The sequence below is a fragment of the Micromonospora sp. URMC 106 genome (genome assembly GCF_051386395.1).
GTDB lineage: Bacteria > Actinomycetota > Actinomycetes > Mycobacteriales > Micromonosporaceae > Micromonospora.
In genome coordinates this window covers 1-24,848 of sequence record NZ_JBPQTP010000099.1, presented here as the reverse complement: position 1 = coordinate 24,848, position 24,848 = coordinate 1, and the positions used below count along the sequence as shown (strand labels likewise).

23 protein-coding genes and 2 pseudogenes are annotated in these 24,848 nt (G+C 74.7%); 5 read left to right on the top strand and 20 right to left on the bottom strand.

The genetic code is table 11. The annotated features are described in order from the left end of the window. The 5 genes and pseudogenes from ACSNOB_RS24940 to ACSNOB_RS24920 form a co-directional block, all read right to left on the bottom strand. Window positions 1–75, bottom strand: a pseudogene (locus ACSNOB_RS24940) (dienelactone hydrolase family protein); the annotation flags it as partial. Window positions 76–95: 20 nt separating this feature from the next. Next, window positions 96–578 (bottom strand): LppU/SCO3897 family protein, encoded by a 483-nt coding sequence (locus ACSNOB_RS24935; protein WP_393102580.1) that lies wholly within the window; start codon window positions 576–578, stop codon window positions 96–98. 118 nt (window positions 579–696) lie between these two features. After that, entirely contained in the window at window positions 697–1,716 is a 1,020-nt protein-coding gene (locus ACSNOB_RS24930) for an HAAS signaling domain-containing protein (protein ID WP_436688882.1), read from the bottom strand. After that, window positions 1,713–2,045 carry a PadR family transcriptional regulator gene (locus ACSNOB_RS24925; protein WP_350686966.1) on the bottom strand — a complete coding sequence of 111 codons (333 nt, stop codon included), beginning with the start codon at window positions 2,043–2,045 and terminating at the stop codon, window positions 1,713–1,715. The genes ACSNOB_RS24930 and ACSNOB_RS24925 overlap by 4 nt, the downstream gene beginning before the upstream one ends. An 82-nt stretch (window positions 2,046–2,127) precedes the next feature. After that, on the bottom strand, window positions 2,128–2,427 hold the full coding sequence (locus ACSNOB_RS24920) for a hypothetical protein (RefSeq protein ID WP_436688880.1): 300 nt from the start codon (window positions 2,425–2,427) through the stop codon (window positions 2,128–2,130). A gap of 152 nt (window positions 2,428–2,579) precedes the next feature. Here ACSNOB_RS24920 and ACSNOB_RS24915 point away from each other — a divergent pair, with 152 nt between their 5' ends. Both ACSNOB_RS24915 and ACSNOB_RS24910 read left to right on the top strand, forming a co-directional pair. Beyond that, window positions 2,580–3,389 (top strand): helix-turn-helix domain-containing protein, encoded by an 810-nt coding sequence (locus ACSNOB_RS24915; protein ID WP_436688878.1) that lies wholly within the window; start codon window positions 2,580–2,582, stop codon window positions 3,387–3,389. Next, complete coding sequence (locus ACSNOB_RS24910) at window positions 3,380–3,577, top strand: DUF397 domain-containing protein (RefSeq protein WP_436688876.1); 198 nt, start codon at window positions 3,380–3,382, stop codon at window positions 3,575–3,577. The genes ACSNOB_RS24915 and ACSNOB_RS24910 overlap by 10 nt, the downstream gene beginning before the upstream one ends. On the opposite strand, the gene ACSNOB_RS24905 is transcribed toward ACSNOB_RS24910, so the two are convergent. Both ACSNOB_RS24905 and ACSNOB_RS24900 read right to left on the bottom strand, forming a co-directional pair. After that, on the bottom strand, window positions 3,574–4,179 hold the full coding sequence (locus ACSNOB_RS24905) for a hypothetical protein (protein ID WP_436688874.1): 606 nt from the start codon (window positions 4,177–4,179) through the stop codon (window positions 3,574–3,576). The two genes, ACSNOB_RS24910 and ACSNOB_RS24905, sit on opposite strands and share 4 nt — an antisense overlap. A 95-nt stretch (window positions 4,180–4,274) precedes the next feature. Next, on the bottom strand, window positions 4,275–5,141 hold the full coding sequence (locus tag ACSNOB_RS24900) for a sigma-70 family RNA polymerase sigma factor (protein ID WP_436688872.1): 867 nt from the start codon (window positions 5,139–5,141) through the stop codon (window positions 4,275–4,277). A 73-nt stretch (window positions 5,142–5,214) separates the two neighbouring features. On the opposite strand from ACSNOB_RS24900, the gene ACSNOB_RS24895 reads away from it, so the two are divergent. Next, window positions 5,215–5,607, top strand: coding sequence for a DoxX family protein (locus tag ACSNOB_RS24895; RefSeq protein WP_436688870.1), 393 nt, complete (start codon window positions 5,215–5,217; stop codon window positions 5,605–5,607). A gap of 65 nt (window positions 5,608–5,672) precedes the next feature. Here the strand turns inward: ACSNOB_RS24895 and ACSNOB_RS24890 are convergent, their stop codons facing one another. The 9 genes from ACSNOB_RS24890 to eno all read right to left on the bottom strand — a co-directional run bounded on the left by ACSNOB_RS24890 (window position 5,673) and on the right by eno (window position 15,631). After that, complete coding sequence (locus ACSNOB_RS24890; RefSeq protein WP_436688886.1) at window positions 5,673–6,617, bottom strand: Ppx/GppA phosphatase family protein; 945 nt, start codon at window positions 6,615–6,617, stop codon at window positions 5,673–5,675. A gap of 200 nt (window positions 6,618–6,817) precedes the next feature. Beyond that, the gene (locus ACSNOB_RS24885) at window positions 6,818–10,213 is read right to left on the bottom strand and encodes a S8 family serine peptidase (RefSeq protein WP_436688868.1); all 3,396 of its coding nucleotides are present in this window, start codon (window positions 10,211–10,213) and stop codon (window positions 6,818–6,820) included. A 73-nt stretch (window positions 10,214–10,286) separates the two neighbouring features. Next, window positions 10,287–11,450 carry a CU044_5270 family protein gene (locus ACSNOB_RS24880; RefSeq protein ID WP_436688866.1) on the bottom strand — a complete coding sequence of 388 codons (1,164 nt, stop codon included), beginning with the start codon at window positions 11,448–11,450 and terminating at the stop codon, window positions 10,287–10,289. 11 nt (window positions 11,451–11,461) lie between these two features. Then, window positions 11,462–12,007: an RNA polymerase sigma factor gene (locus ACSNOB_RS24875; protein WP_436688864.1), complete on the bottom strand. Its 546-nt coding sequence runs from the start codon at window positions 12,005–12,007 to the stop codon at window positions 11,462–11,464. A 176-nt stretch (window positions 12,008–12,183) separates the two neighbouring features. After that, on the bottom strand, window positions 12,184–12,375 hold the full coding sequence (locus tag ACSNOB_RS24870) for a hypothetical protein (protein ID WP_436688862.1): 192 nt from the start codon (window positions 12,373–12,375) through the stop codon (window positions 12,184–12,186). A gap of 167 nt (window positions 12,376–12,542) precedes the next feature. Beyond that, complete coding sequence (locus tag ACSNOB_RS24865; RefSeq protein ID WP_436688860.1) at window positions 12,543–13,079, bottom strand: amino-acid N-acetyltransferase; 537 nt, start codon at window positions 13,077–13,079, stop codon at window positions 12,543–12,545. Between the two features lie 2 nt (window positions 13,080–13,081). Further along, window positions 13,082–13,639 carry a DUF501 domain-containing protein gene (locus ACSNOB_RS24860; RefSeq protein ID WP_393102553.1) on the bottom strand — a complete coding sequence of 186 codons (558 nt, stop codon included), beginning with the start codon at window positions 13,637–13,639 and terminating at the stop codon, window positions 13,082–13,084. A gap of 34 nt (window positions 13,640–13,673) precedes the next feature. Further along, complete coding sequence (locus tag ACSNOB_RS24855; RefSeq protein WP_436688884.1) at window positions 13,674–14,315, bottom strand: FtsB family cell division protein; 642 nt, start codon at window positions 14,313–14,315, stop codon at window positions 13,674–13,676. Between the two features lie 32 nt (window positions 14,316–14,347). After that, on the bottom strand, window positions 14,348–15,631 hold the full coding sequence (gene eno / locus ACSNOB_RS24850; protein WP_436688858.1) for a phosphopyruvate hydratase: 1,284 nt from the start codon (window positions 15,629–15,631) through the stop codon (window positions 14,348–14,350). A gap of 233 nt (window positions 15,632–15,864) precedes the next feature. On the opposite strand from eno, the gene ACSNOB_RS24845 reads away from it, so the two are divergent. Then, window positions 15,865–16,557: a hypothetical protein gene (locus ACSNOB_RS24845; RefSeq protein ID WP_436688856.1), complete on the top strand. Its 693-nt coding sequence runs from the start codon at window positions 15,865–15,867 to the stop codon at window positions 16,555–16,557. Further along, the gene (nudC, locus tag ACSNOB_RS24840; RefSeq protein WP_436688854.1) at window positions 16,554–17,393 is read left to right on the top strand and encodes an NAD(+) diphosphatase; all 840 of its coding nucleotides are present in this window, start codon (window positions 16,554–16,556) and stop codon (window positions 17,391–17,393) included. Before ACSNOB_RS24845 ends, nudC begins: the two co-directional genes overlap by 4 nt. A gap of 24 nt (window positions 17,394–17,417) precedes the next feature. Here the strand turns inward: nudC and ACSNOB_RS24835 are convergent, their stop codons facing one another. The 4 genes and pseudogenes from ACSNOB_RS24835 to mfd form a co-directional block, all read right to left on the bottom strand. Then, window positions 17,418–19,037, bottom strand: a complete 1,620-nt coding sequence (locus tag ACSNOB_RS24835; RefSeq protein WP_436688852.1) for a DUF885 domain-containing protein — start codon at window positions 19,035–19,037, stop codon at window positions 17,418–17,420. A 128-nt stretch (window positions 19,038–19,165) separates the two neighbouring features. After that, window positions 19,166–20,152, bottom strand: a complete 987-nt coding sequence (locus ACSNOB_RS24830; RefSeq protein WP_436688850.1) for a nucleoside triphosphate pyrophosphohydrolase — start codon at window positions 20,150–20,152, stop codon at window positions 19,166–19,168. A gap of 2 nt (window positions 20,153–20,154) precedes the next feature. Beyond that, window positions 20,155–20,925 (bottom strand): hypothetical protein, encoded by a 771-nt coding sequence (locus ACSNOB_RS24825; protein ID WP_436688848.1) that lies wholly within the window; start codon window positions 20,923–20,925, stop codon window positions 20,155–20,157. Between the two features lie 59 nt (window positions 20,926–20,984). Further along, window positions 20,985–24,461 (bottom strand): annotated as a pseudogene (gene mfd, locus ACSNOB_RS24820) (transcription-repair coupling factor); the annotation flags it as partial. Window positions 24,462–24,848: the final 387 nt, after the last annotated feature.

The following is a 24,848-nucleotide window of genomic DNA, read 5'->3' as shown; positions in this document are numbered from 1 at the left end:
GTCCGCCGCCGCCTCGTCCATCTGCGGGCTGTTCAGCATCTGGCGGGGCTCGTCGGGCTTGCTGGCGGGGCCGCCGTCGAGGGTGCTGTGGGAGGTCAGGCCTTCTTGGTCAGGCAGAGCAGGTAGCCCTTCTTGCCCGGCTCGATGCTGTAGAAGACGTAACCGTCCTGGTCCTCCTTGATGTACTGCTCGCACGCCTCACCGGAGCGGGCCTGCGTCTCGGTCTGCCCGTCGACCCGGCCGACCACGTTGTACACGGCGTCGGTGGAGGTGCACTCGACGACCTTCGCGCCGTCGACCTTCTCCTCCTTGGTGCCGGTCACCTCGGGCAGCTCGGCGATGCAGTCGCCGACCTTGGCGTCGGCGGTCTCGTCCTTGTCGAGGAAGTTGCCGATCGCCGAGCCGACGCCGAACTTGAGCCCCGCGATCACCAGGAACGCGACGATCGCGCCCACGATGCCGAGCGCCTTCTTGGAGCCGGACTTCTTCGCCTCCGGCTCCGCCGGCGGCGGCGCCTGGACGGCCGACGGGGGCTGCGCGGCGTCCGGCGCGGGGGGCGGTGCGACCTGCTCTGACACGGGTTGTCCTTCCGAGGGGTGAATGAGCAGACGACACCGTAGCGATCAAGTACGACGGTCGTTGTCCCGTCGGCCTCATCCGTTCAGCTATTTCCCAGCTTCCCGACCGGGATCCGGTTCACGTCCGGCTCGGCACCGGGGTCGGAGCCGGGGCCACCGTCGCGGTCGGGTCCACCGTCGCGGTCGGGTCGGCCGTCGCGGTGGGTTCGGGCGAGCCGCTCGACGCGGTGGGTGCCGGCAACGGGGGCAGGCCGGGCGCGGGCGCGGTGGCCGCCGGCGGGCGCGGCGCGAACGGCGCCTGCTCGGGGCAGTACGGGTACGGGCGCAGCAGCGGGTTGCCGAGCCCGTTCGGGTCCCGCCCGTCGGGGCAGTCCGGGTAGCCGAGGCGGATCGGGTCGCCGTTCTGGTCGAAGAGCCGGGCGTTCTGCACCAGCCGGCCCTCGCTGTCGTAGACGTAGACGTCCCGGACGTGTGAGTACCGGTCGTCGACGGAGATCTGCTCGTAGCCGAAGTCCCCCGAGCCGACGCGGCCGTTCACGTCCGCCAGGCCGACCAGCCCGAAGACCACCAGCACGGCGGTGCCGGCGTGCAGCAGCCGCCGCTTGGGCCGGGTCAGGCCGGGCGTGTGGTGGCCGAGCCAGATCGAGGCGAGCACGCTGCCGGCGAGCAGCACGAGGCCGGCCAGCTCGCTGCCGTTGAGCCTGGGCACCAGGCCGAACGCGCCGCCGGACGTCAGCACCGTGACGAGCATGGCGGCCAGGTAACCGCGCAGCACCCACCAGGCCGGCCGGAGCAGCCGGAGGAACTCGCTGGCCGAGGCGTACCCCAGGGGTGGTCCGAGTTGGACGTCCCAGCGCCGCGCCCGCGCGCGCAGCCGGTCCACGGCGGCGCCCAGGCGGCGGTCGAGGCGTCGCCCGCGGGCGGCGGTGCCGACCCCCGCGGCGGCGCGCAGCTCGGCCGCGTACGCCTCGGGCTCGCCGAGCCGCTCGACCAGGGTGCCGCCGGTGTCGGCGGCGACCTCGGCGAGGTGCTCCGGCAGGTCCTCGGTCAACTCGTCGCGGTGCGCCGGCGGCAGGTCGGCCAGAGCGGCCCGCACCCGTGCGACGTAGTCCGCGATCTCCTGCCCCGTGACGGTCATGCCGCCATCCCCCGATCGTCGAGCAGTGCGTCCATGGTGGTGGCGAACGAGCGCCAGAGCTTGCCGTAGCGGGTGAGCTGGTCCCGGCCGGCGGCGTTGAGGGAGTAGTACTTGCGGTGCGGGCCGGATTCGCTCGGCACGACGTAGGTGGTCAGCAGGCCGGCGGCGTAGAGCCGGCGCAGCGTGCCGTAGACGGAGGCGTCGCCGACCTCCTCCAGCCCGGCCTCGCGCAGCCGGCGCAGGATGTCGTAGCCGTAGCCGTCCTCCTCGCGCAGGACGGCGAGCACCGCGAGATCGAGCACGCCCTTCAACAGCTGTGTGGTGTCCACGCTTCGCACACTAGTGTGTATTGCGTAATAGCGTCAACGGAACGCGCCGCGAGACTCGGGGCGGCGCCGGCCGCCGCGCGGATCAGGCCACCCCGCGCGCCGCGCCGTCCGCGAGCCGCAGCAGCTCACGGAGTACGTGCACCAGCGCCCGAGCCTGCGCCAGGTCGATCGGCCAGCGCTCCGGGTCGTCGCCGGCGGACAACTCCAGCAGGACGCCGGCCGGCGCCAACCGCCCGACGTCCATCTGCCAGAGCGCGGCCCGCACCTGGATCACCTCGTCGCCGCGCGGCGCGACCGACCGCAGGCGGGACAGGTGCAACGCGCTCGTCGCGCACCCGCTCTCGGGCGCGCACCACGCCGGGTGGACGCGTCGGATCGTCACGTCATCGCCCCTCGTCGAGTTGTGAGGGCACTGTGGGCCCCCGGCCGGTCCCATCATCGTGACCGCCCGGCTACGGTCGGAAGTCATGCGACGGGCACCGGGCGACGGTGGCCCGATCGGCCCGCCGTGTGGGGCCCGGTGAGCGAGGTGTGATGACCAGACCACAACTGTCGACGCTGGATCTCCTGGCCGGGGAGTTGCGGCGGCTGCGCACCGAGCGCGGGCTGAGCCAGGAGGAGCTGGCCCGGCGGATCAACTACTCCGGCTCGCTCGTGGGCATGGTGGAGATCGGCCGGCGCACGCCCTCGCTCGACTTCGTCCGGCGCGCCGACGAGGCGCTGGACAGCGGCGGCCTGCTCGGGCGGATCCTGCCGCTGGTCAGCGTGGAGACCGCACCGGCCTGGTTCCGGCCCTGGGTGGCCGTCGAGCAGGAGGCGGCCACGCTGTGGTGGTTCGAGGTCTCGGTGCTGCCCGGCCTCCTCCAGACCGAGGCGTATGCCCGCGCGGTCCTTCAGGACGGGGGCCTCGTGCCCGACGCCGAAGTCGAGGAGCGGGTGACGGCACGGCTCCAGCGACAACAGATCCTTCACCGCGCCCAGCCGCCGCAACTGGTCGCGGTGATCGACGAGACGATCCTCCGCCGCCCGGTGCCGGACCGGTTCGACGTGATGCGCGAACAGATGGACCACCTGACCGAACTGGCTGTCCGCCCACACATCCACGTGCACGTGATCCCCGCCGAGGTGGGCGTGCACGCCGGTGTCGCCGGGCCGTTCATCCTGGCCGGGTACGCCGACGGGGGCTGGGTGGCGCACCTCGACAGCCCGCTGCGGGCCCAGGTGCTGGACCGCGCCGAGGAGATTGCCAGCCTGCACCGCAGGTGGGAGAGTGTCCGCTCAGAGGCGCTGTCCCGACGGCAGTCGCTGGTGCTGATGCAGGAAGTGGCGAAGACATGGAGCTGACCGCCGCCCGGTGGCGCAAGTCCACCCGCAGCGGAAACGGCGGCGCCTCGTGCGTGGAGGTCGCCGACAACCTGCCCGGCGTGGTGCTGGTCCGCGACAGCAAGGACCGCTCGGGCCCGACGCTCTCCTTCGACCCGGTTGCCTGGTCCCGGTTCGTCACCGGCCTCGCGGAGCGTCACCCGCGCTAGTCGGTGAGCAGGTTGACCACGATGCCCGCCGGGATGGACACGGCGACACCGGCGAAGAAGAACCACAGTTGGGCGCGCTGTCCGCGTTCGTTGGTCGTCCGCACCAGGGTCTCCAGGTTCGCCAGGTCCCGGTGCACGTCGACCGGCTCGCCGGGCGGGCTGGGAGGCGCCTCCGCCTGGGCCCGGAACTGACGCCGCACCCTGCTGGTGGACGAGACGGCATCGGCGACGGTGGAACTGGGCCAACGGCGCCGTCGCCTGGACAGCGGCAGCACCGGAGCGCCGGACGACGCCGGTGGGGTGGCCTGCTGCGGCGCACCGTGCACGCCCGGCTCCCCGGGTTGGGGGTATCCGCCGCCCCGGCCGTCGCCGCCCGGGCCGTCGACGATCCACCGTGGGAACTCGGGCAGCTCGGCCACGACTTCCCGCCGGGCCGACGACGGTTCCGGACCACGCCCGGCGCGGAGCCACAACACGCCGGCCAGCCCGACCAGGAGCAGGTCCGCCACCGCCGCCACGAACGACCACGGCTGCGGAAGCCCGTACGCCGCGACGCCCGTCACGCCCGCCGCCGTGACCAACACCTTGGGCGCTCTGCTCATACCCGCCATCTAAGTCCCTCTCCGCCGACCTGTCCTGCCCCTGGGCGCGCCGACCGGGACATGCCCTGGCCGGACGGGGGGGTCGCCGCACGCCGTCAGGCGAGTGCGGGACAGGGCGAGACGTGGTCGGTCCGCCGGTAGCGGGCGATCGAGATGCGGGCGATCGCGCCCTGGCGGATGTCGAACCGGATGACCGCCAGCGGGTGGCCTCCCGGCGCGATGAGGGCTCCGGGGCCGCCGTCGACGACCATCGGGACGCTCGCGTGGACCCGGTCGGCGCAGTGCCGGGTCTCCTCCGCCACGGTCCGGTTGCCGTGGGCCGCGGCCGCGGCGCCCTCGGGCAGCACGTCCAGGTCGACGGTCCGCACGACGTCGGGCGCCATCAGCGCGACGAGGCGGTCGATGTCGCCGCCGCGAGCGGCGGCGAGGAAGGCGTCCACGACCCGCGCGTGGTCGACGAGCGACGGCTCCGGACCGGCGTTCCTCTCCCGCAGGCGGATCCGCGCCCGGCTGGCCAGCTTCTTCGCGGCGGCCGGCGAGGCGCCCAGCACGGCGGCGATCTGGTCGAACGGCACGGCGAACAGGTCGTGCAGCACGTAGGCCACCCGTTGGGTGGGCGTGAGCTGGCCCAGCAGCACCAGCAGGGCACGCGAGACGTCCTCGCGGCGGAGGAACTCCTCGTCGGCGGCGATCTGCTCATCCGGAACGGCCTCGGCGAGCAGTGGGAGTTCGCCACGACGGTCCCGCGCGCGCAGCTGGTCGAGGCACAGCCGTGCGGTCACGGTGGTGAACCAGCCCTCCGGGTTGTCCAGCCTGCCCGGCTGGGCGGTCTGGGTGCGGAGCCAGGCGGTCTGGACGGCGTCCTCGGCGTCGTGGACGGAGCCCACGATGCGATGAGCGAGCGAGAGCAGTCGGGGCCGGGCCGCTTCGAACTCGTCGAGCAGGTCCACGTCGTCGGTCACCTTTCGTGCGGGCGGAGCGTCAGGACGGCCGAGCAACCGCAAACCGACGAACCCGTGCCCACAGGAGGCGCCCATGAGCCTACAGATCGCCCTGTCCCGCACCGACCCGCAACTGACCGCCCTGACCATCGTCACCGCGTTGTGCATCGCCGCCAACGCGTTCATCGTCGTCACCGACCTGGCGAAGGCACGGTTCGTCCTGGCGAACTCGGCCGAGGTGGGGCTGCGGCCGGCCGCGATTCCCTACCTCGCCGCGCTCAAGGGCGCCGGCGCGGTCGGCCTCGCGATCGGGCTCGCCGGGATCCCCGCGCTGGGGTTGGCCGCCGGCGTCGGCCTGGTCGCCTTCTTCGTCGGCGCGGTGGTGGCGCACCTCCGGGCGCGGGTCCTCCACAACATCGGGTTCCCGCTGTGCTTCCTCGCCCTGGCCGTCGGCGCACTCACCCACTTCGCGTCGGTGACCTTCTGACCGCCGGCGCCACCAGGACGGCGCGGCCGACGCGGGCCGCCGTCGAGCACGGCGGCCCGCCGACGTCACTGCCCGGCGGGCTGCGCGAGGCTCCAGGCGATGCCGTCGAGGATGTCGTGCTCGGAGGCGACGACCGAGTCCATGCCGGACCGTTCCATGATCACCCGGAGCACCAGGGCGCCGGCGCCGATCACGTCGGCCCGGCCGGGGTGCATCACCGGGATCGCGAGCCGCTGCTCCCGGCTCTTGCCGAGCAGGTCGGCCGTCACGTCGGCCACCGCCTCGTACGACACCCGGGCGTGGTGGATGCGGTCCGGGTCGTACTCCTGGAGCCCCTGGGCGATGGCGACCACGGTGGTGACCGACCCGGCGAGCCCGACCAGCGTGGCGGCCTGCCGGCCCGGCACCGCCTCCAACGCCCGGTCGACCGCGACGGCGATGTCGGCCTGCGCGGCGGCGACCTCGTCCAGGCCCGGCGGGTCGCCGTGCAGGTGCCGCTCGGTCATCCGGACACAGCCGATGTCCATCGAGATGGCCGCCTCGACGCCGCCGGCGCGGGTGCCCACGACGAACTCGGTCGAGCCACCGCCGATGTCGATGACCAGGTAGGGCTCGCGCGCGTCGGCGGGCAGCCCGCGCACCGCCCCGGTGAAGGAGAGCCGGGCCTCCTCGTCGCCGGTCACCACCTCGGGCCCCACGCCGAGGGTCCGTTCGACCATCTCCCGGAAGTCGGCGGCGTTGGAGGCGTCCCGCGACGCCGACGTGGCGCACATCCGGATCCGCTCCGCGCCGAGCTTCTCGATCTCGGCGGCGTAGGAGGACAGCGCGACGCGGGTGCGCTCGATCGCCTCCGGGGCCAGCCGGCCCGTCTTGTCGACGCCCTGGCCGAGGCGGACGATCTCCATCCGCCGGCTCAGGTCGACCAGCGGCGCCTCCGGCCCCGCCGAGGGATCGGGCAGGTCGGCGACCAGCAGTCGGATCGAGTTGGTCCCGCAGTCGATGGCGGCCACACGCGTCGTCACGGCAGCAACCCTACGTCAGCGCCTCCCGTCCCCGGCGGGTTGTCGTCGCCGCGCCCGCCGCTTCGGCGCCGGGCGACGTCGCCCGCCCACGCCGGCGACCGCGGGGCGGCGCTCGACGAGGCCCGCACGCGCTCCGCCCGGTGCGGACCGGCCGCCAAGGCCGACCGGTCCGCACGTCGGTCGGGGAGCTAACGGAGCAGGTAGGCCCGGATGACGGTCTGCTCGACCCGGCCGCCCCGGCTGTCCGTGGCGGTGGCCCGCAGCGACACGTGGCCGGCGTCGGCCGGATGCGTCACCACCGCGGTCCAGTTGCCGCCGGCGCCGACGACCGGCGCGGCCCGCCAGGTCGCCCCCTCGTCGTACGACACCTGCACGGTCAGGCCGGTGACCGTGCCGGCGGTCGAGCCGGGTTGGTGCTCGACCCGGACCGGGATGGGGAACGGCGTCCCGGCCGGGGCGGTGCGCCCCGCGTCCAGGGCGGGGGCGTACCGGACCGCCAGCAGCGGCAGGGCCACCGGCAGGGCGGTCGCCTCGTGCCGCGAGCGGAAGGTCCAGGCCGCCGAGACCTTCGTCGAGACGTCCGCGTAGCTGGTCCGGTCCATCGCCGCCTCCAGCCGGTACGTCGCCTCCTGCGGCGGCACGTCGGCACGCAGCAGGCCGTATCGGGCGTGCTCGGCGACCAGTTCGCCGTCGCGGTAGAGCGCGGTGCGCCCGCTGTCCTGCCGCATCTTCGCCCCGGGCAGGCCGCTCCGCCCGGGTGACGGGTCGACGAGCAGGCCGTCGTCGACGGTCACCTGGCCCGTGGGGGTGCGCCGGACCCCCGGCAGCGTGTCCGCCGGCCGGTCGCCGAAGGCCGGGGCCAGGACGGCGCCGTTCCAGGCGTCCCGGTAGGTCCTGCCCGGCCGGTAGCCGGCCACGAGGTCCGCGAGGGTGAGTTCCGTCAACCGCGAATCGTCGATCTGGACGAAGTACCGGAACCAGCCCGTGTCGCCGTTGTCGTGGTAGTGGTCGACGCGCCTACCCGGCAGCCGCACGTCGTGGGTGACGACGAACCCGGTGGAACCCCTCGCTCCCGAGCCGACCGCGCCGTAGCGGCCCGCCGGCCCGTGGTAGGTGTTCACGACCGCCGCCACGTCCGCCGGGCGGATGCGGCGGGTCAGCCCGGTCGGCAGCGCCCCCGGGGTGATCCAGCCCAGGTGGTACGCGTACGGGCTGTCCATGAAGTTGCCGTCGGCGTCGACCTTGGCCCAGCCGGCGGAGATGTCGGACTGGAAGGTGTCACCGGTCGCCGCCGGCCCGACCTGCGCGGTGAACAGGTTGTCGAAGCCCCGGCGCAGGTTCTGCCAGCCGACCATGGTGTCGTCGGTGGGATAGGGCGCGTCGACCCGGTAGCCGATGCCCGCGTGGGTGAAGCTGGCGGTCGGCTCCGGGACGGTGGCCGTGACCGGTCGGCCCGCGCGGGCGTCGAGCACGAGGCGGGTGTCCCTGGTCAGGCGCAGCTTCGGCTGGGCGAGCAGGGTGATCGTCTCCGTGTCCTGGTACGGGTCGGTGAAGACCAGCGCGCCGACCGTGTAGTCGCCGGCCGGCAGCCGGGTGGTGTGCTCGCCCGGCGACCACTCCACCACGCTGGAGTGGTCGGCCCACGAGGTGACCACGGTGGTGTGGTCGGTGGCGTCCGCGCCGTGGCGGTCCAGCGCCCGCGTCGTCAGCGCGTACCGTTCGACGTCGCGCAGCACCGACAGCAGCGTGACGACGGCCGGCCCGGTGCCCGCCGTGGCGGTGACCCGCCCGACGTACTGGCCGTCCGCCGCGCCGACCGAGGTGTCCACCGTGACGGTCGCCGCCGCCGTCCCGCCGGCCGGCACGGTGATCCGCTGCGGGCTGACGGTGACCATCCGTTCCGGCGCGGGCGACCCGTCCGGCCCGGCCAGCGTGGCCGCCAGGTCCAGCGTCACCGGCGCGGCCCCGTCGTTGCGGTAGGTCACCGTCCGGGTCACCGGCGCGTCGTCCTCGTGCGGCCACTCCTGCGCCCCGAAGTTGAGGCTGCCGGTGTCCGGTACGACGCTCGCCGCGAGCGCCGTACGGAGGTCGACCCGGCCCGCCCCCTGCGCGGCGGTGTCCACGCCGGGCAGCCCCGTCGCGGTGGCGACGAGCGCCGCCTTGAGCTGCGGGCCGGTCCAGTCGGGGTGCCGCTGGGCCAGCAGCGCCGCCGCCCCGGCGACGTGCGGCGCCGCCATCGACGTGCCGCTCGCCCGGGCGTACCGGTCGCCGACGGGGTCGGACGCCTCGGGCGGCGCCTGGCCGGAGCGGGCTGCCACGATGTCGACGCCGGGGGCGGCGATCTCCGGCTTGGTCCCGCCGTCGCCGAGCCGGGGGCCGCGGCTGGAGAAGTCGGCCACCGCGTCGTCCCGGGTGCTGGCGGCCACCGACAGGGCCGCCTCGGCGGTGGAGGGGGTGCCGACCGAACCCGCGCCGAGGCCGCCCTCGTTGCCGGCCGCCGCCACGAAGAGCGTGCCGTGCTGTTCGGTGAGCCGGTTGACCGCCTCCTCGAGCAGGTCCACGCCGACGGTGTCCGGGCCGCTGATGCTCATGTTGACCACGTCGGCGCCCTGCTCGGCCGCCCACTGCATGCCGGCCAGCATGGCCGACTCGGGGCACGACCGGTCGGGGCAGACCTTCCCGACGAGCAGTTCGGCGTCCGGAGCGACGCCCCGGTACTGGCCGTTCGAGGCCGCACCGGTGCCGGCGATCGTGGACGCGACGTGGGTGCCGTGGCCGATCACGTCGCCGTCCTCGGTGACGTCGGTGAAGTTGCGGCTCTCCCGGATCCTGCCGGCGAGGTCGGGATGTCCGGCGTCGGCGCCGGTGTCCAGCACCGCGACGGTCACGCCGCGCCCGGTGAGCCCGGCCTGCCAGGCCGCCGGCGCGCCGATCTGGGCGGTGCTCCGGTCCAGGCTGAGCGTGAGCCTGCCGTCCAGCCGGATCGACTCCACGCCGCCGGCCAGGGCCACCGGCCTGCCGCCGGTGGACTTCCGGGCGGAGCCGACCAGGGCCGACCACCAGGCGCCGGCGTCCCGTTTGGCGGTGCGGGCACCCAGCGCGTTGACCGCCGTCGCCTCGCCGGTCAGCCGCGCGCGGTGCCGCCGTACCCAGTCGCGGGTGCCGGCGCGGGCCGCCGGGTCGCGGTAGCGCACGAGCAGCGGGATGTCGTCGCGCCGCGCGTCGTCGTAGCCGGCGGCGACCAGCGTGGTCACGTCGAACAGCCGCCGGTCCAGCCGGCCCGCGGCGAGCAGGCCGACGGCGTCGCCGGGGATGACCAGGTCGTGCCCGTCGTGGCGCTGGCGGAGGAAGCCGACGCGTTCCCGCCCCGCGCCGGGCCGCACGGAGATGTTCCCGTCGCCGCGGATCTCGACGAGGTCGCCGGTGATGAGCGTGACCGAGCGTGGGGTGGCCTCCGCCGCACCCGGTGGGGTGGTCCGCGCCGCGGCGGTCACACCGCCCGTCGCGGCGGCCGGGGTGGGTGGGCTGACGGTTGACACGACGGCGAGGCAGGCGGCGATCGCCAGCCACCGTGGACGTTTCACGGAATCTCCTTCGAAGACGGCGACGGGCGGCCGCCCCCGAGCGCGGCCGGCCGTCGGTGTGCGACAGGTGCCGCTACTGCTGCGGCAGGGTCGGCGCCTGCGGCGCGGCGTCGGACCACTCCGCGGTCAGCACCAGGGTGCTGCGCTCCTTGCCGCCGGACGCCGGCACGCCCTTCGGCGTGGAGACGATCTTGCTGGCGAGCAGCCGGTGGGTCGCCGGGTCGACGATGAGCCACTCGGTCTCGGCGCCACTGCGGAACTCCACGCCCTGCCCGGAGCGTCCTCGCTCGTCCTGGACGGTGCCGAGGCTGCGCACGCCGGGGATGTCGGCGAGGATCCGGAACGCCGCGGCGCGCACCTTCGGCGGGGCCGGCGTGTCGAGCAGCAGCCGGCTCAGGTAGCCGAAGAGCATGCGGTCGCTCTGGGCGCTGCCAGCGGCGTACCCCGTGTCCTTGCCCGTCCGGATCCGGTCGGTCACCCACCCGCGCAGCGCACCCGGCTCGGTCGGCAGTAGCCGGACCTGCTCCAGGGTGAGTTCCCCGAGGTCCTCCAGGTAGCGGGGCGACTCGGGATCCCGGGAGAGGTCGCCCTTGCCCGGCTGGGTCGACAGGACCAGCTTCGTCGGGCCGTCGACTGCGATGTCCCAGGTGGTCGGGGACCCGGCCGCGCGCCAGGCCCGCTCGTCGTCGGCGCCGCGCGGACGGGCCCCGAGCTCCCGGGAGCCGCTCCAGCTGGCGTCGCGCGGGTCACCGGCGTCCCAGCTCTCGCTGACGCTGCTGCGCAGCAGCGAGTACGCGCCGGCGCCGGTGCCGACCCGCACCGGGCCGTACACGTCGACCGTCTTGACGTGCCAGTACCTGCCGCTCTCGGCGGGCGCCCGCTCCGCCCGGTTGGCCGCGGCGAGCAGGATGTCGCGCGCCGTCAGCGTCGTGCCCGCGCCGGCGCTGTGCGTCGTTCCCGGCTGCCCGCCGGCCACCGGCGGGACGTCCGTCCGCGCCTCCTGCGGCGCCGCGACGATCGACACCGCCAGCACCCCGGCGGCGGCGGCCCCGGCCAGCCCGGTGGCGAGGAAGGACCAGCGCAGCGCCGGTCGGGACGCCCCGGCCCGGCCGACTCCGGCGGGTTCGCCGGCCGAGGCGGCCGTGACGACCCTGTCCAGTGCCCGCCGTCCCGTCTCGCTGCGCGCCCACCCGGTCGAGTCCGGCCGCCCCCGACGCACCAAGTCATCGATGTTCATCGTGTTCTCCTTCACGCTGCCACTGGCTTGTGGATGGCCGACGAGGCCTCGTACTCGTTCTTGACGACCCGCTCGTAGGCGGCGCGGAACCGGCTGCGGGCCCGGTGCAGCCGGACCGCGTAGGTGGGCCGCGAGATGCCCAGCACCCGTGCCGCCTCCGCCGCCGTCAGGTCGAACCAGGCGGCCGTGACCAGCACCTCGCGGTCCCGCGTGCCGAGCGCGTCCAGTGCCTGCCGCACCTGGTCGCGGAGCGCGACGTCGTCGGCGAGCCGATCCGGCCCGGCCTCCGCGACACCCGAGGCGGCCATCCGCTCGTCCAGCGCGGTCGCGGCGGCGTCCTGGCGGCGCCGGGCCAGCACCAGCCGGCGCGCCACCCCGAACAGCCAGGCCCGCTCCTCGCCCGCCCGGACCTTGTCCAGTGACCGCCAGGCCACCAGGAACACCTCACCCACCACGTCCGCCGCATCCTGCCTGCCGACCCGCCAGGTCGCGTACGCATGGATGTCGTCGGCATGCCGGCGGAACAGCTCGGTCACCCGCTCTTCACGGCCTTGCATGGCACCTCCGCAGATCGCCCTGTCGCGGGTACTTGTCGGCGTCCGCGTCACGGATTACAGCGGCGGTGCGGAAATTCGGAGACCATCCGCGACAGGCGCCTCCGGGCCGCCGCCGCACTCGACGAGACCTGCGCGGCGATCGGCGTGGTCAGCGGCCCCCGGACGGCCCCGGACGACTACGTGCCCGACCACCCGGTGTCGGTGATCACGTTCATCGGCGGGCAGGACCGCCACGCCGGGGTCTTCACCTCAGGCATCCGGATCTGGCAGCGGCGGCTCGGCTGCAAACCGGCGTCCGGCGCCCCGCCGGCGGGCGCGGCGGGCGTCACCCGCACCGACGCGCGGTGCGCCGACGGCAGCGACGTCACGTCTACACCCTGCCGAACATGGGGCACTCGTGGCCCGGGGCGCCGGCCGGCCAACTCGCCGCCCCCGACGCGGGTCTCGTCGCGGCCGAGCTGATCTGGGGCTTCTTCACCGCCCACCCCCGCCGGACCTGACCGCCCGGCACCGGGCCGGCAGGCGTACCGGCCGGTCAGAGGCGCAGCAGCATCCGGGTGTTGCCGAGGGTGTTCGGCTTGACCCGCTCCAGGTCCAGGAACTCGGCGACACCCTCGTCGTAGGAGCGCAGCAGTTGCTCGTAGACCGGCTGCGGCACCGGCGCGCCGTCGATCTCGGTGAACCCGAACGAGCCGAAGAACCGCGTCTCGAAGGTCAGCACGAAGATCCGGGACACGCCCAGCTCGCGGGCTGCGTCGATCAACTCCGCGACGATCCGGTGGCCGATCTTGCGGCCCCGGCAGGACGGGTCGACCGCCACCGTCCGGATCTCGGCCAGGTCCTCCCACATCACGTGCAGCGCCCCGCAGCCGACCACCGCGCCGTCGTCCGACCGGACCGCGACCCGGAACTCCTGCACGTCCTCGTAGAGGGTGACGGTGGCCTTGCTCAGCAGCCGCCGGTCGTCGGTGTAGGTGTCGACCAGGCGGCGGATGCCGCGCACGTCCGAGGTGCGGGCCCGCCGCACCACGATCTCGTCGGCCCCCGCCACGCCCCCGTCCGCGCCCGCCATCGTCACTCGGCCGCCGGCACGTCCACGCACGGCCCGGCCGCCCACCACTTCTCCACCAGCGCCAGCGTCTCGTCGCCGAACGGGTTGACCCCCGGCCCCGCGCCGAGCGCGTGCCCGAGGTGCACGTGCAGGCACTTCACCCGGCCGGGCATGCCGCCGGCGGAGATGCCGGCGATCTCCGGAACCTCGCCGATCGCCTCCCGGCGGGCCAGGTAGTCCTCGTGCGCCGCGCGGTAGCGAGCGGCCAGCTCCGGGTCGGTCGCCAGCCGGTCGGCCATCTCCTTCATCAGCCCGGCCGACTCCAGCCGGCTGCACGCCGCCGTCGCGCGCGGGCAGGTCAGGTAGAACAACGTCGGGAAGGGCGTGCCGTCGGCCAGGCGCGGCGTCGTCTCCACCACGTCGGGCAGGCCGCAGGGGCAACGGTGGGCGACCGCCCGGGTGCCCCGGGGCGGGCGTCCGAGCTGCGCGGCCACCGCGGCCAGGTCGGCCTCCGTGGCCGGTTCGCGCTTCGGCGGGGGTACGGAGTCCGCCGCCGGCTCCTGCGGTGGTACGACAGTCACGGTGCCCATCTCTCGTTCGGTGCTCGGGTGGTGCTCACTGGTCGGGCTGCTCGCCGTTGGCGGCCCGCACGCTGGACCAGAGGGTGTCGTACCAGGGGTCGGGCGTGGCGGGCTTGCCCGGGTTCGCGGGCTGGCCGGCGTCCCGCGCGGCGCCCTCCGGGTCGGAGAGCACGACCAGCAGCGTCTCGTCCGGCCGGACCATGAAGAAGCGCTCCCGGGCCTTGGTCTCGATGTAGGCCGGGTCCTGCCACTTGGCCGCCCTCTCGGAGAGCTCCTCGATCGTCTTCCGCTGGGCTGCCTGGGCCGCCTCCATCCGCTCGATGTCGGCCTGCTGGTCGAGGTAGATCCGCACCGGGTAGGTGTAGGCCAGGGCGAGCGCGATCAGCACCGCGAAGAGCACGGTGGCCCGCCCGGTGAAACCTCGGGAGTGGGGTGCGGTCAGCCGCTTGACCGTGCCGCCGGCCGCCGTACGACGGGCCGCGGCGGGCCGGTTCGCGGAGCGTACGCCGTCGGCTCCCCGGGCCGCGCCCGGCGCGCGACCGGCGGTGGCGCGCGGCTCGGCGCGGACGCCGCCGTCGCGGACCGACGCCCGGGCGCCCCGGGCCCCGCCCGGCCGGCCGGCGTGACCCGGCCGGCGGGCGGGACGTTGACCGCCCGGTGTGCGGCGCTGCTGCATCGTCACACCCCTCCCCCGAGGCTTCGCGCGTCTCAGGCGGAACGGTAGCGCGGGAACGCGCCCGCCCCGGCGTACCGCGCCGCGTCGGCCAGCTCCTCCTCGATCCGCAGGAGCTGGTTGTACTTCGCGACCCGGTCCGAACGGGCCGGGGCGCCGGTCTTGATCTGGCCGCAGCCGGTGGCCACCGCCAGGTCGGCGATGGTCGTGTCCTCGGTCTCGCCGGAACGGTGGCTCATCATGCACTTGAAGCCGGCCCGGTGGGCCAGGTCCACCGCGTCGAGGGTCTCGGTCAGCGAACCGATCTGGTTGACCTTGACCAGCACCGCGTTGGCGGCGCTCTCGGCGATGCCGCGGGCGATCCGCTGCGGGTTGGTGACGAACAGGTCGTCGCCGACGATCTGGATGCGGTCGCCGACGGAGGCGGTCAGCGTCTGCCAGCCGGTCCAGTCGTCCTCGGACAGCGGGTCCTCGATCGACACGATCGGGTAGTCGCCGATGAGCTTGGTGTAGTAGTTGCTCATCTCCTCGGCGGTCTTCGCGGCGCCCTCGAAGGTGTAGGTGCCGTTGTCGAAGAACTCGGTGGCGGCCACGTCCAGCGCGAAGACGATGTCGGTGCCGAGCCGGTAGCCGGCCTTCTCGACCGCCTCGGCGATCAGGTCCAGGGCGGCCGAGTTGGTGGGCAGGTTCGGCGCGAAGCCGCCCTCGTCGCCGAGGCCGGTGGAGAGGTCCTTCTTCTTCAGCACCGACTTGAGCGCGTGGTAGACCTCCGCGCCGGAGCGCAGCGCCTCGCGGAAGCTGGGCGCGCCGATCGGCGCGATCATGAACTCCTGGATGTCGACGTTGGAGTCCGCGTGCGCGCCACCGTTGAGGATGTTCATCATCGGCACCGGCAGCAGGTGCGCGTTCGGGCCGCCCAGGTAACGGAAGAGGCTCAGCTCGGCGCTGCCGGCCGCCGCCTTGGCCACCGCCAGCGAGACGCCGAGGATGGCGTTGGCGCCCAGCTCGGACTTGCTGTCGGTGCCGTCGATGTCGAGCATCTTCTGGTCGATCAGCCGCTGCTCGCTGGCCTCGTAGCCGATGAGCTCGTCGACGATCTTGTCCTCGATGTTCGAGACCGCCTTCTCGACACCCTTGCCCTGGTAGCGGTCGGCGTCACCGTCGCGCAGCTCGATCGCCTCGAAGGCGCCCGTGGAGGCGCCGGAGGGCACCGCCGCGCGGGCGATCGTGCCGTCGTCGAGCCCGACCTCGACCTCGACGGTCGGGTTGCCCCGCGAGTCCAGAATCTCCCGCGCGACGATTCCCTCGATGGTTGCCACTGAGTCGCTCCTCGTTTGTGTGTTCCGGTCCGGTATGGGCCGCGACGGTGCGGCTGAGGCAGGTGTTGAACGCAGCGTATCGGGCGGCCGTCGGACGCGGGCGGTCCGGTCGCATGCGGGCCCGATCCGAAACCCGCCCTCCGGCGGCGCTTTACCCGGACATTCCCGGATTTCCGGTCCTCAACCGGCAACGGGTTTGCGCGCGGTTGACCCGATCGGCCACGCTGTTCCCCATGCCCGCCGCCTCGACCACCCTCCGCGTGCTCGCCGTGTCGGTCATCGCGTCGCTCACGGTCACCGGCTGTCAGACCCTGGACGACGCCGGCCGGGCGCTCGGGCGGGCCGACGTGGTCAACGACATGGCATCCCGGCTGGACCGGGCGCTGGAGCTGACGTACTCCGCCGACTACCTGCTCCCCGGTGGGCAGACCGCCACCATGGCCCAGGCGCAGGATCCGGCCCGCTCCGCCTACACCTGGCCCGGCGGCAGGCTCACCGTCACCCCGGAGGCCACGACCCGCTGCGAGACCGCCGCCGGCCGGGCCACCTGCACCCTGGAGGCACCGCCCGCGCCCAACGCGAAACCCTCGGTGGCCCTGTTCGCCGAGGCGAAGCGGCGAGGGCTCGTCACGCCGCCGATCGTGGTGGGGCTGCTGACCACCGCCGCGCTGGACCCGGACGCGGAGATCGCGCAGAGCAGCACCACCCTCGCCGGTCAACACGCCACCTGCGTCGACGTGCAGCAGTCCGCCGGCGACTTCACCGCCTGCGTCACCACCCAGGGGGCGCTGGGCAGCTTCACCGGCCAGGTCGACGGCAAGCCGGTCGAGCTGGCCCTGACCCGCTACCGCGATGCGGTCGACGGCACCGCGTTCGACCTGCCGACCGGCGCCGGCGTGGTGGACCGCCGGCCCGCCACCTCGTGACCGGCCGGCCCGGCGGGTTCGTCCCCGGCGCCGACCGCGGCACCGCGCCGGCACCCACCGACCTGGCCCTGCCGGTGGCCGGGCACAAGCTGCTGACCGGCGCCGACGGCTCCGTCCTGCGGGTCGCCGACCTGCCGGCCGACACGGAGTGGGCCCCGCTGGGCACCCTGGACGGCGTCCCCGCGTGGGCCGCCGAGCCGGCCGGGGCGGACGAGCTGCCGGGCCGCTGGCGCGGCTGGGCCTCGCTCGCCGCCGAGGCGCCCGAGCCGCTCGCCACCCTCGCCGGCCGGGCGCTGACGGTGGTCACCTGGCGGCGTACCCACCGGTGGTGCGGGGCCTGCCGGGCCGAGCTGGCCGACGTGCCCGGGGAGTCGGCCCGGCGCTGCCCCGACTGCGAGCTGTACGTGCCGATGCGGCTCTCCGCCGCCGTGCTGGTGGCGATCACCCGCCCCGGCCCGGCCGGCCGCCCCGACGAGCTGCTGCTGGTGCGGCACTCGTACGGGCCGACGGGGCTGTGGGCGCTGGTCGCCGGGTTCGTCGAGGCCGGGGAGACGCTGGAGGCGGCCGCCCACCGCGAGGTCGGCGAGGAGGTCGGGCTGACGCTGGCCGGGCTGGCCTACTTCGGCAGCCAGCCGTGGGCGCTGTCCGGCCCGAACGTGCTGCTGACCGGCTTCATCGCCACCGCCGCCGACCCCGCCGCCGAGCCGGTCGTGGACGGGCGGGAGCTGGTCGAGGCACGCTGGTTCCCGCTCGACGGGCTGCCGGCGGAACTGCCGCCCGCGTACTCCATCTCGCGGTGGATGATCGACGCGACGGCGGCCGCCGCGCGGCGCTGACCCCGCGCGGCGGCCGGCCGTGCCTCAGACGCCGAGCAGGGTGCGCAGGTGGCGTGGGGGCGGGCAGTCGTGGGCGAGCATCGCGTCGTGCCAGTCGCGCACCGACACGCCGGCCGGGCGGGCGGCGGCGATCCCGGCCACCTCGCTGTAGCCGACGAAGTACGTCGAGAGCTGGGTGGAGGTGAGCAGGGCGCGCCGCCACTTGCCGGCCGCCTCGCCCTCCTCCTGGAAGCCCCGCCCGGTCAGCAACGCCATCGCCTCGGCCTCGGGCAGCTCCTCGCAGTGCACGAGCTGGTCCAGCAGCGCGTTGATGGTCATCCGGAGCTGCATCTTGAGCTGCTGCAACCGCACCGGCAGGCCGCCGAAACCGAGGCCGGCCATCAGCTCCTCCGCGTAGACCGCCCAGCCCTCGATGAACGGCCCGGACTCCGTCAGCGCCCGGACCCGGGTGGGGCCGACGTGCCGGCGGGCGTGGGCGAGCTGGAGGAAGTGCCCCGGCATCGCCTCGTGCACGGTCAGGTTGCGGATCATGTGGTCGTTGTACTCCCGGTAGAACGACTCGACCCGGTGCGCGGGCCAGTCCGCCGGGGTGGGCGCGATGCAGTAGAAGGTCGGCACGTTCGCCGTCTCCAGCGGGCCGGGAGAGTCGCAGTAGGCGACCGCCACGCCCCGGGCGAACTCGGGCATCTCCTGGATGACGCACGGGTCGTCCACCAGGGTGACCAGGTCGTGCGCGCGGACGAAGTCGGCGGCCTCGTCCAGGGTGACCGAGGCCAGCTCCACGATGGTGGCGTCGTCGGGGTGCTCGGCGGCCAGCATGTCCAGCGCGCGGCGCACGGTCTCGTCGTCGGCCGGGCCGCCGACCAGCTCGACGGCCGCCGCGCGGATCTCCTCGGTGACCCGGTCCAGGTTGGCCCAGGCCCGGCGCTGGATCTCGGCGGCGCCCAGCTCGGTGTCGAGGGTGTGCCAGAGCCGCGCCTCCCAGCGGCGGCGGCCCAGACGCGGGTCGCGCCCCGGGCCGGCGTCGGCCGCGAGGCCCACGCGCAGCCACGCGACGAACTCCTCCAGCGCCGCGATCGCCGCGGTGGCGGCCGGCTCCACCCGGTCGTAGTGGGTGGGGGCCTGCGCGAGCAGCGCCGGCACCTCGTCGCGGATCAGCGCCGCCGTGCCGGTGAACTGCCCGACCGCCGTCTCGGCGTGGATGCGCGGCATGTCGCGCAGCGTCGCCCGGGCGGTCGCCAGCGCGTCCGGCACCGCCGCGAGCCGCCCGGCCAGGCTGGCCAGCCGCTCCTCGGCCGGGGCGAACGGGCGGGCGACCAGCGCGTGCAGCAGCGGCCCCGGGTTGTGCAGCAACGGATCCCACTCGTGCGCGCGGATCTCGGTCCACTCGAACAGCGCCCGGTCCACGAAGGAGGTGAGCAGGGCGTGGTCGACCCGCTCCTCGACGTCCAGCGCGTCCGGGTCGAGCTCGGAGAGCGCGTCCGCCGCCTCCTTCAGCATCGCCTGGTCGGCCGCGGCGGCGGCCCCGGACAGGTCCGGCAGCCGGTCGTCGTACCGGTGGTCACCGGTGGAGGTCGCGAGCCCGGGCCGGCTCTCCAGCAACGCGTCGACGATCCGCTCGGCGAGCGGCACAAACGATTCCACCCGCCGACCCTACCGGCCCGTGCCGACGTCCCCCGCCCCTCTCGCCCGTCACGAGGCTCGGCGGGGCCGGGGTCGACCCTGACGGTGGCGGGCGGGACCCCGGCGGATCACCCCCACCCGCGTCGTGGTCAACCTGCGTCGTCGGCCGCGCGTTCGGCGGCGCGGACCGCGTCCGCGTACGCGAGGGCGGCGCGGCGCAGGGCCGCCTCCGCGTCCAGGCCGGCCTCGCGGGCCGCCGCCACCGTGGCGAGCAGGCTCGCGCCCAGCCGCGCCTCCGGGTCCACCTGGGACTCCGCGAGGGGCGGCGGCACGGCGAGGCCGATCCGGCCGGCGCGCTCCAGGATCTTGGCGGCCAGGGCGAGCGCGGGCTGGCTCAGCGCGATGCCGTCCAGCACCGAGTCACGCGCCTTCTCGGCCCGCTTGATCCGCTCCCAACTCGCCTCGATCTCCTCCAGCGTGCCCGCGTGGCCGTCGGCGAAGACGTGCGGGTTGCGCCGGACCATCTTGTCGACCAGCCCACCGGCCACGTCGTCGACGGTCCACCGCTCGCCCTCGGGCAGCTCCTCGGCGAGCCGGGCGTGCAGCACCACCTGGAGCAGCACGTCACCCAGCTCCTCGCGCAGCGCGTCGGTGTCCCCGGCGCTGATCGCGTCGTACGCCTCGTAGCACTCCTCCAGCAGGAAGCCCGCGAGGCTGCGGTGGGTCTGCGCCCGCTTCCACGGATCGCCGCCCGGAGAGGCCAGGCGGTCCATCACCGCCACCGCGTCGAGCAACCGGGCGCCCGGCGGATCCCAGGAGCCGTACATCAGCTCCAGCTCGGCCAGCCCCGGCTCGCGGGCCAGCCGCAGGCCCAGCTCCCGGGCCAGCGACTCGTCGCCGGCCGGGCCGGCCAGCCACACCACGGCGCCGTGCGCGGCCACCGTGTCGAGCAGCGCCTGCGTCGCCGGGCCGTCGACCACGGTGACCTCGGCGCCCGCCGCGCGGACCGCCGTGGTCAGCTCGCTCTCCGCCCCCGCCAGCACCGGATGCCGGCGTACGACGTCCCAGGCGGCGGCGGTCAGCAGCCCGGCCGGCAGCCGGGGCGAGGTGACGAGCAGGACGATCCGCGCCGGCATGCTCAGCTGTCGGCCGGTCCGGCCGCCTCCGGCCCCGCGGGCGGCAGCGGGTCCGGGGTGGAGACGTCGGTGACCGCGCCCGTGCCGGCCTCACCCAGCGGCACGCTCACCGCCGGGGCGTTGCCGGCGAAGCTCAGCACCGGGAACTCCAGCGGGCGGTAGCGGGGGTTGACCGTCACGTCGTACCCGGCGACCACCTCGGCCAGCGCCTTGCGGGTGGCCAGCGCGGTGCGGAACTGCTCGCCGTCGAGCTGGCCGGCGGCCGCCTCGTCGGTCACGTCGGCCGGGATGGCGCCCGCCTGGCGGCCCGCCGCCACCACGTCCGCCAGCTCCTGCTCGGTCGGCGCGGCCGGGGCGCCGGTGGGCACCCCCGACAGGCAGGTGTAGAGGCCGGCCACCCGCTGGACGTAGTCGGTGTCGGGCGACAGGCCGAACTGCTGGGCGAGCTGCGCCGCAGCCACCTGCCCCCGCGGCTGGTGGTTCTTCTCGGCCGAGACCCGCTCGCAGACCTCGGCCAGCACCAGCACGCTGACGACCTCGCTGCGCCCCGGCAGCTGCGGCGCGGGCGCCGGGGGCCGGGCGTCGGGGGCGGCGGACTCCCCGCCCGGGGTCGGGTTCTTCGCCCGCAGGTCGTCCATGACCGCGGTGACGGCATCCTCGGTGATGCGCTGGTCGCCGACGTAGGCGGCGACACCGGGCTCGGCACGGCAACCGGAGAGGGCGACGAGGCCGATCGCCACGCTGGCGACGGCGACAAGACGGCGAGCACGCATGACGGTCACTCTCTCATGCCGCCCGCGGCCCGTGTGACGCCGCCCACCCGTCGACCCGTTCACCGGGCGGCGGCCCCGACCGCCGCCGGCTCGCCCAGCACGTCGGAGAGGAGCTGGGCGCACCACTCCAGGAGCGCCTGGTCGCGCAGCGGCTCGCCGCCGATCCGCCGGGTGGTCGGCCGGGGCACGCTGACCTGGTCGAGCGCGGACTTGTAGACCGAGTCCGGGTGGTAGCGCTTGAGCCGCAGCTGCTTCGAGTCCGGCAGCGGCAGCGGGCCGAACCGGATGTGCTTGCCCTGCATCGAGACGTCGGTGAGCCCGTAGCGGCGGGCCAGCAGCCGGAACCGCGCCACCGCGACCAGGTTCTGCACCGGGGCGGGCGGCTCGCCGTAGCGGTCGGTCATCTCGGCGACCACCTCGCGCAGCCGCTCCTCGTCGCGCGCCTCGGCGAGCTTGCGGTACATCTCCAGGCGCAGCCGCTCCACGCCGACGTAGTCGTGCGGCAGGTGCGCGTCGACCGGCAGGTCGACCTTGACCTCGGTCTCCTCCTCCGGGCGCTCGCCCTTGAACGCCTGCACCGCCTCGCCGACCATCCGCACGTACAGGTCGAAGCCGACGCCCTCGATGTGCCCGGACTGCTCGCCGCCCAGCAGGTTGCCGGCGCCCCGGATCTCCAGGTCCTTCATCGCCACGTACATGCCCGCGCCCAGCTCGGTGTGCTGGGCGATGGTGGCGAGTCGCTCGTGGGCGTGCTCGGTGAGCGGCTTGTCCGGCGGGTAGAGGAAGTACGCGTACGCCCGCTCCCGGCCCCGGCCGACCCGACCGCGGATCTGGTGCAGCTGGGCCAGACCGAGCAGGTCGGCGCGCTCCACGATCAGGGTGTTGGCGTTCGGGATGTCGATGCCGGACTCCACGATCGTGGTGCAGACCAGGACGTCGAACTCCTTCTCCCAGAAGCCGACCATCACCTTCTCCAGGGCCTCCTCGCCCATCTGGCCGTGCGCCACCGCCACCCGTGCCTCGGGCACCAGCTCGCGGATCTTCCGGGCCGCCCTGTCGATCGACTCGACCCGGTTGTGCAGGTAGAAGACCTGCCCGTCGCGGAGCAGCTCGCGGTGGATGGAGGCGGCCACCTGCCGCTCGTCGTACGCCCCGACGAAGGTGAGCACCGGGTGCCGCTCCTCGGGCGGGGTGGCGATGGTGGACATCTCCCGGATGCCGGTGATCGCCATCTCCAGGGTGCGCGGGATCGGGGTGGCCGACATGCTCAGCACGTCGACCGAGGCGCGCATCGTCTTCAGGTGCTCCTTGTGCTCGACGCCGAAGCGCTGCTCCTCGTCGACGATGACCAGGCCGAGCGACTTGAACCGGGTGGCCGCCTGGAGCAGCCGGTGGGTGCCGATGACGATGTCGGCAGTGCCCTCGGCGGCCATCGCCAGGGTCTGCTCGGCCTCCTTCGGCGTCTGGAACCGGGAGAGCTGCTTGATGGTCACCGGGAACTGGCTCATCCGCTCGGCGAAGGTGTTGTAGTGCTGCTGCACCAGCAGGGTGGTGGGCACCAGCACCGCCACCTGCTTGCCGTCCTGCACCGCCTTGAACGCCGCCCGGACGGCGATCTCCGTCTTGCCGTAGCCGACGTCGCCACAGATCAGCCGGTCCATCGGGACGGTCTGTTCCATGTCCCGCTTGACCTCTTCGATCGCGGCGAGCTGGTCGGGCGTCTCCTGCCACGGGAAGGCGTCCTCCAGCTCCCGCTGCCACGGCGTGTCGGGGCCGAAGTTGTGCCCCTTGGACGCCTTGCGGGCGGCGTAGAGCTGGATGAGCTGCGCGGCGATCTCCTTGACCGCCTTGCGGGCCCGAGCCTTCGACTTCTGCCAGTCCGAGCCGCCCATCTTGTGCAGGGTGGGCTGCTCGCCGCCGACGTACCGGGAGAGCTGGTCGAGCTGGTCGGTGGGGACGAAGAGCCGGTCGCCCGGCTGGCCGCGCTTGCTGGGGGCGTACTCGATGACCAGGTATTCCCGGGAGGCGCCGTTGACGGTGCGCTGCACCAGCTCGACGTAGCGGCCGATGCCGTGCTGCTCGTGCACGACGTGGTCGCCGGCCTTCAGCTCCAACGGGTCGATGGTGTTGCGCCGCCGGCTGGGCATCTTGCGCATGTCCCGCGTGGAGGTGCCCCGCCCGCCGGTGACGTCGTTGCCGGTGAGCAGCACGAACCGGGACGCCTCGTCGACGAACCCGCTGGTCAGGTTGCCGCAGGTGACCAGCAGCTCGCCGGGGGCGGGGGCGACCGGGATCTCCTCAATCAGCCGCGCGCCGAGGCCGGCGTCGCGGAGCACCTCGACCGCCCGCTGGGCGGGACCGTGCCCCTCGAAGACCAGCGCGATCGACCAACCCTCGCCGGCCCAGCGCTTCAGGTCGTCGACCACCCGGGCGGTCTCGCCGTGGTAGAGCGGGGCCGGCTGCGCCGCCAGGGTCACCGCGATCGCGTCGTCGGGGGTGACGTCCACCTCACCCGGCTCGTCCTCCCAGGGCTCCCGCGCCGGCGCGGCCTCCGCCTCGGCCAGGCCGAACGGCGACAGCGTCCACCAGGGCCGGCGCAGCCTCGCGGCGGCGGCGCGTACCTCCGCCAGGGTCTTGAAGGCGGCGGCGCCGAGGTCGACCGGGGCCTGGCCGCCGGCGGCGGCCGCGGCCCAGCTCGCCTGGAGGAACTCCTCGGAGGTACGCACCAGGTCGTGCGCCCGGGTGCGGATCCGCTCCGGGTCGCACAGCAGCACGTGGGTGCCGGCCGGCATGCAGTCCAGCAGCAGCTCCATCGAGTCGGCGCCGATCAGCGCCGGGGCGAGGGACTCCATCCCCTCCACCGGGATGCCCTCGGCCAGCTTGTCGAGGATCTCGGCCAACTCCGGGTGCTCCTGCGCCAGCGCGGCGGCCCGCCTGCGCACCGAGGGGGTGAGCAGCAACTCCCGGCAGGGCGGCGCCCACAGCTGCGGCACCTGCTCGATGGTCCGCTGGTCGGCGACGGCGAAGGTACGGATCTCCTCCACCTCGTCGCCCCAGAACTCGACCCGCGACGGGTGCTCGTCGGTCGGCGGGAAGATGTCGAGGATGCCGCCGCGCACGGCGAACTCGCCCCGCTTGGTGACCAGGTCGACCCGCGCGTACGCCATGTCGGTCAGCCGGCGGGCGACCTCCTCCAGGTCGGCCTCCTGCCCGGCGGCGAGCTGCACCGGCTCCAGGTCGCCGAGCCCCTTGAGCTGCGGCTGGAGCAGCGACCGGACGGGCGCCACGACCACCCGCAGCGGGCCGGTGCGGCCGTGCGCGTCGGCCGCCCCCGGGTGCGCCAGCCGGCGCAGCACGGCCAGCCGCCGGCCGACCGTGTCGGAGCGGGGCGACAGACGCTCGTGCGGCAGCGTCTCCCAGGACGGGAAGACCGCCACCTGATCGGGCGGGAGCAGGCTGGCCAGCGCCGAGGCCAGGTCGTCGGCCTCCCGCGTGGTCGCGGTCACCGCGAGCACGGGCCGGCCCGCGCCGCCCCCCGCCCCGTCGACCCGCCCACCAGCGCCGGCGTGCCCACCAGCGTCGGCATGCGCGTCGCCGCCGGCCCGCTCGTCGCCGGCCTGGCCACCGTCGCCGGCCGGGTCGGCCGCGACCGCGGCGACCGCGAACGGGCGCAGCGCGGGCGGCGCGGTGATGTCGAGGCCGTCGACCTGCGCGGCACCGGAGCGCGCCAGGTCACGTGCCCGGGCCAGCCCGGGGTCGGCCAGGGCGGCGGAGAACAGACCGGTGAGCATGTCATCACTTCCAGGGGCACGCGTGGACGGGCACACGACAGATCCCCCTCGCCCGACAGGACGGGGGGGGTGCACGACTGCCAGCCTATCTCTCCGCCGCCCTGGCCGACCCCGGGCTGGCCCGGGCACGTG

Coding starts and splice junctions, on each gene's coding strand:
- ACSNOB_RS24930 (WP_436688882.1), bottom strand. CDS start 1,716: ATGACCGTCACGGGGCAGGAGATCGCGGACTACGTCGCACGGGTGCGG.
- ACSNOB_RS24915 (WP_436688878.1), top strand. CDS start 2,580: ATGACCAGACCACAACTGTCGACGCTGGATCTCCTGGCCGGGGAGTTG.
- ACSNOB_RS24910 (WP_436688876.1), top strand. CDS start 3,380: ATGGAGCTGACCGCCGCCCGGTGGCGCAAGTCCACCCGCAGCGGAAAC.
- ACSNOB_RS24905 (WP_436688874.1), bottom strand. CDS start 4,179: ATGAGCAGAGCGCCCAAGGTGTTGGTCACGGCGGCGGGCGTGACGGGC.
- ACSNOB_RS24895 (WP_436688870.1), top strand. CDS start 5,215: ATGAGCCTACAGATCGCCCTGTCCCGCACCGACCCGCAACTGACCGCC.
- ACSNOB_RS24880 (WP_436688866.1), bottom strand. CDS start 11,450: ATGAACATCGATGACTTGGTGCGTCGGGGGCGGCCGGACTCGACCGGG.
- ACSNOB_RS24875 (WP_436688864.1), bottom strand. CDS start 12,007: ATGCAAGGCCGTGAAGAGCGGGTGACCGAGCTGTTCCGCCGGCATGCC.
- ACSNOB_RS24865 (WP_436688860.1), bottom strand. CDS start 13,079: ATGGCGGGCGCGGACGGGGGCGTGGCGGGGGCCGACGAGATCGTGGTG.
- ACSNOB_RS24855 (WP_436688884.1), bottom strand. CDS start 14,315: ATGCAGCAGCGCCGCACACCGGGCGGTCAACGTCCCGCCCGCCGGCCG.
- ACSNOB_RS24845 (WP_436688856.1), top strand. CDS start 15,865: ATGCCCGCCGCCTCGACCACCCTCCGCGTGCTCGCCGTGTCGGTCATC.
- ACSNOB_RS24830 (WP_436688850.1), bottom strand. CDS start 20,152: ATGCCGGCGCGGATCGTCCTGCTCGTCACCTCGCCCCGGCTGCCGGCC.
- ACSNOB_RS24825 (WP_436688848.1), bottom strand. CDS start 20,925: ATGCGTGCTCGCCGTCTTGTCGCCGTCGCCAGCGTGGCGATCGGCCTC.